At 68.4% G+C, this 10637-nt stretch carries 11 protein-coding genes and 1 pseudogene; 6 read left to right on the top strand and 6 right to left on the bottom strand.

Going from position 1 to position 10637, the window contains the following annotated elements:
* Positions 1–607 precede the first annotated feature (607 nt).
* A complete protein-coding gene (gene rfaE2, locus AC1DS3_RS28905) occupies positions 608–1096 on the top strand; it encodes a D-glycero-beta-D-manno-heptose 1-phosphate adenylyltransferase (RefSeq protein ID WP_441641323.1) in 489 nt (162 codons plus the stop codon).
* Positions 1097–1123: 27 nt separating this feature from the next.
* On the opposite strand, the gene AC1DS3_RS28910 is transcribed toward rfaE2, so the two are convergent.
* The 3 genes from AC1DS3_RS28910 to AC1DS3_RS28920 are packed head-to-tail and all read right to left on the bottom strand — an operon-like array spanning position 1124 to position 3643.
* Positions 1124–1834 carry an SPOR domain-containing protein gene (locus tag AC1DS3_RS28910; RefSeq protein ID WP_441641324.1) on the bottom strand — a complete coding sequence of 237 codons (711 nt, stop codon included), beginning with the start codon at positions 1832–1834 and terminating at the stop codon, positions 1124–1126.
* A 58-nt stretch (positions 1835–1892) separates the two neighbouring features.
* Positions 1893–2744 carry a type III pantothenate kinase gene (locus AC1DS3_RS28915; RefSeq protein WP_477128446.1) on the bottom strand — a complete coding sequence of 284 codons (852 nt, stop codon included), beginning with the start codon at positions 2742–2744 and terminating at the stop codon, positions 1893–1895.
* On the bottom strand, positions 2741–3643 hold the full coding sequence (locus AC1DS3_RS28920) for a biotin--[acetyl-CoA-carboxylase] ligase (RefSeq protein WP_477128447.1): 903 nt from the start codon (positions 3641–3643) through the stop codon (positions 2741–2743). The genes AC1DS3_RS28915 and AC1DS3_RS28920 overlap by 4 nt, the downstream gene beginning before the upstream one ends.
* 141 nt (positions 3644–3784) lie before the next feature.
* Between AC1DS3_RS28920 and AC1DS3_RS28925 the strand changes: the two genes are divergently transcribed.
* The 5 genes from AC1DS3_RS28925 to AC1DS3_RS28945 all read left to right on the top strand — a co-directional run bounded on the left by AC1DS3_RS28925 (position 3785) and on the right by AC1DS3_RS28945 (position 8800).
* Positions 3785–4906, top strand: a complete 1122-nt coding sequence (locus tag AC1DS3_RS28925; protein ID WP_441641340.1) for an MlaE family ABC transporter permease — start codon at positions 3785–3787, stop codon at positions 4904–4906.
* Entirely contained in the window at positions 4903–5796 is an 894-nt protein-coding gene (locus tag AC1DS3_RS28930; RefSeq protein WP_441641327.1) for an ABC transporter ATP-binding protein, read from the top strand. Before AC1DS3_RS28925 ends, AC1DS3_RS28930 begins: the two co-directional genes overlap by 4 nt.
* Complete coding sequence (locus AC1DS3_RS28935; RefSeq protein WP_477128448.1) at positions 5793–6734, top strand: MlaD family protein; 942 nt, start codon at positions 5793–5795, stop codon at positions 6732–6734. The genes AC1DS3_RS28930 and AC1DS3_RS28935 overlap by 4 nt, the downstream gene beginning before the upstream one ends.
* 165 nt (positions 6735–6899) lie before the next feature.
* Complete coding sequence (locus AC1DS3_RS28940) at positions 6900–7484, top strand: ABC-type transport auxiliary lipoprotein family protein (protein WP_441641341.1); 585 nt, start codon at positions 6900–6902, stop codon at positions 7482–7484.
* 11 nt (positions 7485–7495) lie between these two features.
* A complete protein-coding gene (locus AC1DS3_RS28945; RefSeq protein WP_441641329.1) occupies positions 7496–8800 on the top strand; it encodes a VanZ family protein in 1305 nt (434 codons plus the stop codon).
* A gap of 8 nt (positions 8801–8808) precedes the next feature.
* Here AC1DS3_RS28945 and pcp read toward each other — a convergent pair whose 3' ends face one another.
* From pcp to AC1DS3_RS28960, 3 genes and pseudogenes are all read right to left on the bottom strand, one after another.
* Positions 8809–9483, bottom strand: a complete 675-nt coding sequence (pcp, locus tag AC1DS3_RS28950) for a pyroglutamyl-peptidase I (RefSeq protein ID WP_441641330.1) — start codon at positions 9481–9483, stop codon at positions 8809–8811.
* A 70-nt stretch (positions 9484–9553) separates the two neighbouring features.
* Positions 9554–10504 (bottom strand): DUF979 domain-containing protein, encoded by a 951-nt coding sequence (locus AC1DS3_RS28955; RefSeq protein WP_441641331.1) that lies wholly within the window; start codon positions 10502–10504, stop codon positions 9554–9556.
* A 3-nt stretch (positions 10505–10507) separates the two neighbouring features.
* Positions 10508–10637, bottom strand: a pseudogene (locus tag AC1DS3_RS28960) (DUF969 domain-containing protein); the annotation flags it as partial.

The following is a 10637-nucleotide window of genomic DNA, read 5'->3' on the forward strand; positions in this document are numbered from 1 at the left end:
CACGAAAAGAGCGGCCGGGACCCAAACTCGCATCGCCTTAAGGCGATACTCAGACATGGGTCCCTCTTTTCCGCTCTTTTCRTGAAATCCCGAGGCGCCCCATACGGCCTWGGYAMACCTTSACGGCTCGCTTCGCATCGCGCACGGGTGTTKCCCGCCYSSRGGCGGGAAACACGGCTTRCCACAGAGGGRTCAARTTTCGATTYGGTSTAGCCGTGATTKSCGCCCCMAGGCGGMAATCACCYRCCCGCGATGCGCAGCGAGCCGTCKGSYTTTCATCTCCCGTTATGGGGCGCCTCGTCGYCGGRCGAAAAGAGCGGAAACGAGGAGGCCATGTTTGAGTATCGCCTTAAGGCGATGCGAGTTTGGCCTCCGGCCGCTCTTTTCGCCCGGCGACGAGGAGTCTTTCGCCCCATCCGGGTCGCTTCTTTGCCTACTTTCTTGGCGAGACAAGAAAGTAGGTCGCCTCCCCGCAGGGGAGGTGAAACTGCAGTTGCCCTTGACGTTAATCCGTTGAAGTTAAGCAGTTGACATTGAAGTTGCGCCCCCACCCGAACACAATCGCAGAACCCTCCGCCGCCCAAACACAACGCCTTTCCCTCCCACCATGCCCACCTTCGAATCCAAACTAGTCCCCCCCGACAACCCAGCCGCGCTAGCAGAAAAACTAGCCACCCTCCCCCGCCCCCTAGTCTTCACTAACGGCGTCTTCGACATCCTCCACCGCGGCCACGCCACCTACCTGGCGCAAGCCAAGGCCCTGGGCGCCAGCCTGGTAGTCGGCGTCAACAGCGACGCATCAGTGCGCATGCTCGGCAAGGGTGACGACCGTCCCCTGAACCACGAATCGGATCGCATGGCGCTGATCGCAGCGCTGGCATCGGTGGATCTGGTAGTGATGTTCCGCGAGAAAACGCCGGTCGAGCTGATCCGGCTGGTGCGCCCGGACATCTATGTCAAGGGCGGCGACTACGACATCGATACGCTGGAAGAAACCCGCCTGGTGCGCAGCTGGGGCGGCCAGGCGCATGCCATCGCGTTCCTGCACGACCGCTCCACCACCAAGCTGCTGTCCAAGGTACGCCAGGGCAGCTGAGCGAAGCAGCAAGCGCTGACGCGCGGCTCAGGTGCAGGTCAGCAAGTCCTGCGCGCCATAGCGCTGGCGCATCTCGTCCAGCCGCGAGCGCAGTGCCGCGTCGGCGTTGCGCACGCGCAGCCACTGGCGCGTCAGCGGATGCGGCGTATCGGTCAGCACCGCGGTGCGCACGCCGTGCTCGCGCAGGTTGTCGAGGAAATGCTCGGCATGCTCGCGCTCCTGGAACAAGCCCAGCGACACCGTATAGGTTTCCGGCGAGCCGGCGTTGACCACCGATACATCGGTGATATTGCGCCGGCGCAACTCGCCGAGCTTGCGCTGCAGGTTCTCGCGCGAGGCCTGCGGCGGCAAGTGGACCCACCAGCGCGCCTGCTCCTGCCGCTCGAACTGTTCCACGCGCCAGGCGCCGGGCGGGGCGCTGGCCAGCTCATCGGCCACCTTGCGCACCAGTTCCCCGTTGAAACCACCAATTTCTACGCAAGCCATGGCTGGTGCGGCGGCTTGGGGAGTGGCTGCGGTTGTGGCTGCGGCAGTGGCGGGCCCGGATGCCGCCCGCTTGCCGCTCGGCTGCGGCATCTGGCGGAAGCGTTCGGCACGCGCCTGCTGGGCAGCGCGTTCGGGCTCGCGCGCGCTTTCCAGCCAGCCGGCCAGCGGCTGTGGGCCGAACGCGCCCAGCACGGCAGCCAGCAGCAACGCATTGACCAGGACCAGCAGGATTAGGAGGCTTCGTTGGAGCATTGGGGGCGATGCTGGGGTGGAGCGACGGGTGAAGAAGGCGATATGGCGTGATGCGGGTTCAGCTCGCTGTGCCGACCGGGCTTTGCGAGGCCATCACATGCAGGCCGAGCAACACGAGATTATCGTGCATCTCGAACGGCAGGGAGAGCGCGTTAGCCAACACATGGCGGGCGCCGCCGGAGAGCAGGCAGCGCACCGGCCCGCGCTCGCACAGCGCGCGCCAGGTGCGCTCCACGGCACCGGCTTGGGCCGCCAGGCAGCCGGCGGCGATGGCGTCGCGGGTGTTGTCGGCCCAGGGCGTGGCCAGCCCGGCATCGCTCACGTCCAGGGACGGCAATTGCGCTGTGTTGCGCGCCAGCGCGCCCAGCATCAGGTCCAGGCCAGGCAGGATCAGGCCACCTTCGAAACGGTGCTGCGCGCTCACCACGTCGAGCGTGGTGGCGGTGCCGGCGGTGACGATCAGCAAAGCGCCTTCGGGGCGGTAGCAGCGCGCGCCGATGCTGCCGATCCAGCGGTCGACGCCGAGCTGCGTGGGCTCGCGGTAGCCGTTGACGAGGCCACCGAAGCGCGGGCCCGAGCGTACCCAGTTCACGCCGATGCCAGGGCCGAACACGGTGTCGAGCGTGGCTTGCAGGCTGGCCGCGATGGCCGGGCCGGCCACGTTGCTGACCCACACCAGCGGCTGCGMGCCGCCGGCGCCGGCCGCGCGCAGCGATGCCCATTGCGCCACCAGCGTGGCCAGTTCGCCATGGGCCACCGCGCCGCCGTGCGGCCAGGGCGTGGGCAACGCAGCCTCGTGCAGCGCGGCGCCAGACCAGGCCTCGTCGCACCAGGCCCATTTCAAGCGGGTGTTGCCGATATCGATCAGCAGTTGCGGAACACGCGGCATGCCGGCGCTGGCGCCGCTCATGCGCCCGCCCCGTTATCCGCCGCCTTATCCGCCGCGTTGTCCGCCGAACGCAGCGACACTTCGCCGCTGGCAATGCGCGCCAGGCCCGAGGGCGTTTCCAGCAGCAGGTGGCCGTCGCCGTCAACACCGCGCGCCAGGCCTTCGGCCTGCACGCGGCCGTCGTGCAGCAGGCGCACTGGCTGGTCGCGATAGGCGTCGCGCGCGGACCAGCGGGGCGCCATCGGCGCAAAGCCCTGCGCCAGGAAATCCTCGCGCATCACCGCGAGCCGGTTCAGCACCGCAGCCAGCAGCACGGTGGGATCGCAGCCCGGCAGGAATTCGGTCACGCCGGCCAGGCTGCGCCCGAGCGCGGCTTCCATCTGCGCATCGCGCACCAGGTTCAGGCCAATGCCGACCACGGCCCAGACCCGCTGTGGCCCTGCCGGCACCGACTCGATCAGGATGCCAGCCAGCTTGCGGCCGTCGATCTGCAGGTCGTTAGGCCATTTCAGGCCAACGGCGGCGCCCAGACGCGCGTCGCAGTCGCCCAGCGCCTCGGCCAGCGCCAGCCCTACCGCCAGGCTCAGCCCGCTCAACTGCGAGGGCGCTAGCGGCAAGGGCAGCGCCACCGAGAACGTCAGCCCGGCCTGGCCTTGCCAGGGACGCCCCTGGCGGCCCCGCCCGGCGGTCTGCCGGTAGGCCAGGCGCAGCGTGGCGGACTCGGCCCATGGCGCGCTGCGGCAGGCCAGCGTCAGGTCGGCGTTGGTGGAGCCGGTTTCGTCGACCACGCCGAGGGCCCAGCCGCGCGCGGGGCCGGTGAGCGCGGCGCGCAGGCGGTCGGGGTCGATGCGCCAGGCTTGCGCGGGAGCGGCGGCCGCAGGGGTCGGGTCTGGCGTGGGCAAGGATTGGTCAGCGGACATGCGTTTCGACGATGGACAACACAATGGGCACAAGCAGCTACGCATTGTAGCCGTGCGAATCCACGGCCGAGGCCCTGCGCGCGCCCGCTGACGCTGCGGGTGGCATAGAATCGGGACTTGCCCATCACTTCTCCCCCTCCTTTGGAAAGCCCTACCACGCCAGCCATAGAAGTGACGCGCGCGGACGGAGCGCAAACCGTGCAACTGCGCGGCGACTGGACAGCGCTTGCGCTCTCCGATTGCCACCGCGCCCGCGCGCTGCGCAGCGAGTTGCACACGATCGCCGCGGACGCGCACTGGTCGCTGGCAAGCCTCGCCCGGCTCGATCACATCGGCGCACAGCTGATGTGGCAGGCCTGGGGCGGCAAGCTGCCCGAGAAGCTGGAAGCCAACGAGGCGCAGCGCCGCGTCTTTACCCGCATCGCCGGGCTGCGCCGCGAGAACTGGAAGAAACATATGGTGGACCGGTTCAATCCGGTGACCCTGTTCGGTGCCTCGATCCTGTCGATGTTCTCGCAGCTCGGCAATGGCGTGACCATGCTGGGCCAACTGGCCTTCGACCTGCTGCGCCTGGCGCGCGCGCCGCAGCGCGGCCCCTGGCGCGAGATCTCCGCCAATATCTACAACGTCGGCTACAAGGCGCTCGGCATCACGGCGCTGGTCGGCTTTTTGATCGGCATCGTGTTGTCGTACCTGTCGGCCAACCAGCTGCGCACTTTTGGCGCGAGCATCTTTATCGTCAACATCCTCGGCATGGCGGTGATCCGCGAGCTGGGCCCGGTGCTGGCGGCCATCCTGATTGCCGGGCGCTCGGGCTCGGCCATCACCGCGCAGATCGGCGTGATGCGGGTCACCGAGGAGCTCGATGCGATGCGCGTGATGGGCATCTCGCACGGCTTCCGGCTGATCATGCCGCGCGTGATCGCGCTGGCCATCGCCATGCCGCTGCTGGTGGCGTGGACCGACGTGCTGGCGCTTGCCGGCGGCATGCTGGCCGCGCACTTCCAGCTGGATATCAGCGTGGCCTTCTTCCTGCGCGCGCTGCCCGATGCGGTGCCGGTGGCCAACCTGTGGATGGGCCTGGGCAAGGGCGTGGTGTTCGGCATCCTGATCGCGCTCACCGCCTGCCATTTCGGCTTGCGCATCGAGCCCAACACGCGCAGCCTGGGCGAAGGCACCACCGCCTCGGTGGTGACCTCGATCACCGTTGTGATCGTGGCCGATGCCATCTTCGCCATCCTGTTCAAGGACATCGGTTTATGACTACCACCACGGCCGCCACCGCAACGCCGCCTTCGGGCACCGTGCAACACGCCCCGCGCACCACCGTGATCGAGGTACGCGACCTGGTCAAGCGCTTTGGCGAGGCGGTCGTGCACGACCACCTCAACCTCGATGTGTACCGGGGCGAAGTGTTGTCCATCGTCGGCGGCTCGGGCAGCGGCAAAACMGTGCTGCTGCGCCAGATCGTGGGACTGGAGCGGCCCACCTCCGGCACCATCCGTGTATTCGGCGAGGACCTCACCGAGCTCGACGCGGCCAGGCTGCAAGCCCTGCGTAACCGCTGGGGCCTGCAGTTCCAGCGCGGCGCGCTGTTCTCCGCGCTGTCGGTGATCGACAACATCGCGCTGCCGCTGCGTGAACTTCGCACCCTGCCCGACGATCTCATCTGCGCGGCGTCGCTGCTCAAGCTGCAACTGGTAGGGCTGTCGGCCCGGGATGCGGACAAGATGCCGTCCGACCTGTCCGGCGGCATGATCAAGCGCGTGGCGCTCGCACGTGCCCTGGCCCTGGAGCCGGAGCTGGTGTTCCTGGACGAGCCCACCGCCGGGCTGGACCCGATGGCCTCGGACGACTACGTGGCGCTGATCCGCGAACTGCGCCGCGAGCTGGGGCTGACCGTGGTGATGGTGACCCACGACCTCGACACCCTGGTGGCGCTGTCGGACCGCGTCGCGGTGCTGGCGGACCACAAGGTACTCGCCGCGCTGCCGATCCGGGAACTGGTGCATATTGACCACCCGTTCATCCACGAGTATTTCCTGGGCGAGCGCGGGCAGCGCGCCATGCAGGCGCTCCCGGCTTTGCCGGACGCGGCACGCGCGGCAACGCATGCGGCAACACCCGCAGGCCCGCAATCTGGAGAAGCATGATGGAAAACAAGTCACACGCCTTCCTGGCCGGCGTGTTCACGATTGGACTCGCCATCCTGGTGCTGTTCGCGATCTTCTGGTTCAGCAGCGACCACGCGGTGCGCGTGCCGTATGACCTGATCACCCGCTCCACCGTCAACGGGCTGGGGCCGCAGGCCGACGTCAAGTACCGCGGGCTGGAGGTGGGCAAGGTGGTGTCGATCCGCTTCGATCCGACCGTGCCCGGCCAGATCATCGTGCGCATCAGCGTCAACCAGGACACCCCGATCACCCACACCACCTATGCCACGCTCGGCTTCCAGGGCGTGACCGGGATCGGCTACGTGCAGCTCGACGACACCACCGCGCAGGAAGGCGGCGCGCCGTCGCCGCACCTGGCCACCTCCTCCAAGTCGGTGGCGCGCATCATCATGCGGGCCGGCTTCTTCGAAGAGCTGGAAAAGCGCGGCGACAGCTTGCTCACGCAACTGGAGACGATCATGGGCTCGCTGAACGACATGTTCCAGGCCGACAACCRGCGCGACCTGATGGAGGCGATCCGCTCGGTGCACAAGACCGCCGACGACTACTCGCAACTGGCCAGCTCGATCGCGCCGGCCGCGCGCCAGCTGCCGCAGGTGACCGAGAACCTCAACGCCACGCTGGCCACCACGCGGCGCCTCACCCAGGAGCTCGCCAGCCCCGACGGGGCCGTGATGCGCACCGTCGACCGCGTCGGGCGCGACCTGCAGGGCGCCGCCGATTCCGTGCAATCGGCCGCTGGCGGCGTCTCGCAAGACACGCTGCCGCAGATCAACGGGCTCGCGCGCGATGCGCGCCAGACCATGCGCAGCATCGACCGCGCCGCCAGCCAGTTCAACGACAGCCCGCGCAGCGTGCTGTTTGGCGGCCCTCCCACCGTGCCGGGCCCGGGCGAGCCCGGCTTCCAGGCCCCCTGACGCGGACCGCAAGCCCTCATGCCGCGCACCTACGCACTCGCCGCACGCACACCACGCCTGGCCCGCCAGGCTGGCGCCGCGAATCCTTCGAGCAAACCAAGGCACATCATGATGCGCAATGCCCAAACCCGGCCGGACGGATGCGACACACCCGGCACCTTCGCCATGCCGCGCCGGCTGGCCGCCGGCGTCGCGCTGGCCTGCCTGCTGCTGGGCGGTTGTGCCCTGACGCCATCCACGCCCACCATCACCTACGATCTGGGCCCGCCGGCAGGCGCCGCACCTGACGCCGTGCACCTGCCCAAGATGCGCGTGGCGCAGACCGATGGCCCTACCTGGCTGGACGGCAACTCGCTGTACTACCGGCTGCATTACGCCCAGGCGGAGCGCCTGCAGCCCTATGCCACGCAACGCTGGGTGATGTCGCCGGTGCGCCTGTTCGACGACCGCCTGCGCGAGGCCGTGGCCTCGCGCGGCGCGCTGACCTGGCTCGGCGACACTGCCGCGCCGGCCCTCAAGATCGATGTGCTGGAGTTCGAGCAGGTGTTCGACAGCGCCAGCGCCAGCCGCGGCGTGATCCGCGTGCGCGCCACGGTATTTCGCAGCGGGCTGATCGGGCAGAAGACTTTCGTGGTGGCGCAGCCCGCCGCCACGGCCGATGGCGCCGGCGGCGTCAAGGCGCTGGCCACCGGCAGCGATGCCGCCATTGCGGCGATCCTGGACTGGGTGGCCACGCTGCCGCTGCAGTAAGAGGGCCGCGCATGGCATCGGCTCCCGCGCCGCTCGTTCCCCCGCCACCGCCACCGCCAGCGCCACCGCCGCCGCGCCACTCGCCGCTGGCGCGGGTGGGGCTGTTGTGCTTCGTCCTGCTGGTGGTCTATGGCAGCCTGTACCCGTTCACTGGCTGGACGGACAACGGCATCTCCGCGCTGGCCTTCCTCACCGCGCCCAAGCCCCGCTACCTGACCGGGTTCGATCTCATCACCAACGTGCTGGGCTACTGCCCGCTTGGCGCGCTGGTGGTGCTGTCCCTGCACCCGCGCATCTCCGGCGTGCGCGCCGTGCTGCTGGCGCTGGTGGCAGGCACACTGCTGTCGGGCACCATGGAAGCGCTGCAGACCTGGCTGCCCAACCGCGTCTCGTCCAATATCGACCTGATGACCAATGCGCTGGGTGCTCTGCTGGGCGGCGCCGCGGTGGCGCCCTTCTCGGCGGCGCTGATCGATCGCGGCTCGCTGCGCCAGTTGCGCATGGCGTGGTTCGAGCCGCACGCCAGCTTTGCCATCGTCCTGATCCTGTTGTGGCCGTTCGCGCAGATCTTCCCGCAGGATCACCTGTTCGGCATGGGCGGGATCGTGCGCGAGTGGCTGACCGACCCCGACTCCTGGCCTGTGCAGTGGTTGCAAGGCGTTTTTCCGGGGCTGCCCGACCTGATCGAGAACATCAGCCTGCTGCGGCCGGACGATGCGCAAGGCCAGCAATTGCTGGAGTCCCTCGTTACCGGATGCGGCTGGGTGGGCACCGGGCTGTTCGCCTCGATCGCCATGCGCAGGCAGGCGCCGATGCTGCGCATCCTGGCGGCCTTGCTGGCCAGCGCGCTGCTGCTGAAAGCCGTGGTGGCCGAGATGCAGTTCCCGGACGACAACGCCTTCAACTGGCTGTCCGAAGGCGGCCGCTTTGCCCTGTTGACGGGCTCGCTGGTGCTGGTTTTGCTGCTGCGGCTGCCGCGCTGGCTGCGCGGCGCGCTGGCGCTCGCCACGCTGATGCTGCTGGTGACGCTGTCCAACCTGCTGCCCGCCAATCCGTATTCCTGGATCTCGGAGCAAGGCTGGCGGCTAGGCCGCTTCATCCACTTCAACAGCCTGTCGCAATGGCTGGGGTGGATGTGGCCGTTCGTGGCGCTGTGCTACCTGATCTGGCGCTTCGAGCAATTCCAGCTCGATCGCCGCAGCCTGCGGCGTGCGCGCCGCAAAGCAAAGCGGCTGGCGGCGCGCGCAAGTGATGGCGACGGCGATGGCAGCGGCGATGGCAACAATCACGAGGATGCCATGCCGCCGGGCGCCTGAGCGGCGCCTCAGTGCGTCTGGCCGCCCTGCTCGCGGATATCGCTGGTGGTGGCAAGCGCCGTGGCCACCGCGCAGCGGATGCCTTCGATCATCAACGCCAGCGACAGGCTGGGCTGCCCCGGATGGCGCGCGGCCTGTTCAGGCAAGTAGGGAATATGGATGAAGCCGCCACGGATCCCGGCAGGCACGCCTTGCGTGGCAAGCAGGTGCATCAAGCCGTAGAACACGTGGTTGCAGACGAAGGTGCCGGCGGTCTGCGACACCGATGCGGGCACGCCCGCCGCGCGCATGTCGCGCACGATGGCCTTGATCGGCAGGCTGGAGAAATACGCCGCCGGGCCTTCTTCGGCGATGCGGGTGTCGACGGGCTGCGCGCCGGCATTGTCGGCAATGCGCGCATCGTCGACATTGATCGCCACGCGCTCCACCGACATCTCAGGGCGCCCGCCCGCCTGCCCCACCGCGATCACCAGCACGGGATTGACCGCGTCGACCAGGTCGGCCAGCGCATCGTTGGCCGCGCCAAACACGCAAGGCAACTGGCGCGCGACGATGATCGCGGCGTCCAGGTCATCGGGCCCGTTGCCGATGCGCACGCCGTCAAGCGCGCGCACCGCTTCCCAGGAAGGATTGATGGGCTCGCTCTCGAACGGCTCGAAGCCGGTCAGCAGCACGGTACGCATGGCAGGGACTCCCGGCAAGAAGCCCGGTTGCCCGGGCCCCTGGCCAATCATTCGCGGCGGGGCCGCGTTCTTACATCAGGAAATACAGCAATACGATATTGGCCACCAGGACCATCAGCGCGGTTGGCACCTGCGCCCGGATCACGGCGTTCTTGTCATCGAGCTCCAGCAGCGCAGCCGGCACGATGTTGAAGTTGGCCGCCATCGGCGTCATCAGCGTGCCGCAGTAGCCGGAGAACATGCCGATCGCCGCCATCACCGCCGGGTTGCCGTGGAACATGTTCACCAGGATGGGCACGCCGATGCCGCCGGTCATCACCGGGAAAGCGGCAAAGCCATTGCCCATGATCACGGTAAAGAGCGCCATGCCCACGCAGTACACCACCACGGCCACGAGTTTGTAGTCCATGTTGATATAGGCCGTGGTCAGGTGCGCCACCGCCTTGCCCACGCCGGCATCGGCGAACACCAGGCCCAGCATGGCCAGCATCTGCGGCAGCACCAGCGCCCAGCCCAGCGACTCGGTCAGCCGGCGCGATTCGCGCACGCCCTGCACCACCGTGTCGCGGGTGAGCCAGCACGCCACGCCCAGCGCCAGCAGGCAACCGATGCCGAGCGAGACGAAGGTGACGTTCTTGGGATCGAGCAGCGCCAGGCCGGCGACCTTCACGTCCTTGAACAGCAGCGTGCCKATCACGGTCACCACGGGAATCAGCAGTGCCGGGATGAACAGCTTRTTGCCCAGGCGCTGCGCCGAGGCGCGGCGCTCAGCCTCCGGCAGCGTGCCGTGCTTGCCGTGGCCCACGCCGCCAAAGCCCGCGATCAGCGCCATCACCACGGCGCCGATGCCGACGATGGCCGGCGGCAGCTTGTCGCCGATCAGGAAGACCAGCGCATACAGCGCCCAGAACAAACCCGTGCTGAGCCGGCGCGGATGGTCGCGGTCGGCGAAGGTCATCAACGCCGTGATGGCCAGCACCAGGCCGGCGAGCCAGTAGAGATAGTCGATGGAAATGATCATGGCTTACTCCCCGCTCTTGGCCGCGGCGGCAGCGCCAGCCGTTGCGGCGGACTTGCCGCCCGCTTCGCGCTCCAGCCACATGTCCAGGCGCTTGAGGCGCACGGCGTGGATCAGGAAGGCGCAGATCGCGGTG

Source organism: Cupriavidus sp. 01L46 (genome assembly GCF_056399905.1).

Bases quoted from the DNA above. Each gene is read 5' to 3' on its own strand.
- rfaE2 (WP_441641323.1), top strand. From the start codon at position 608: ATGCCCACCTTCGAATCCAAACTAGTCCCCCCCGACAACCCAGCCGCG.
- AC1DS3_RS28910 (WP_441641324.1), bottom strand. From the start codon at position 1,834: ATGCTCCAACGAAGCCTCCTAATCCTGCTGGTCCTGGTCAATGCGTTG.
- AC1DS3_RS28920 (WP_477128447.1), bottom strand. From the start codon at position 3,643: ATGTCCGCTGACCAATCCTTGCCCACGCCAGACCCGACCCCTGCGGCC.
- AC1DS3_RS28940 (WP_441641341.1), top strand. From the start codon at position 6,900: ATGCCGCGCCGGCTGGCCGCCGGCGTCGCGCTGGCCTGCCTGCTGCTG.
- AC1DS3_RS28945 (WP_441641329.1), top strand. From the start codon at position 7,496: ATGGCATCGGCTCCCGCGCCGCTCGTTCCCCCGCCACCGCCACCGCCA.
- pcp (WP_441641330.1), bottom strand. From the start codon at position 9,483: ATGCGTACCGTGCTGCTGACCGGCTTCGAGCCGTTCGAGAGCGAGCCC.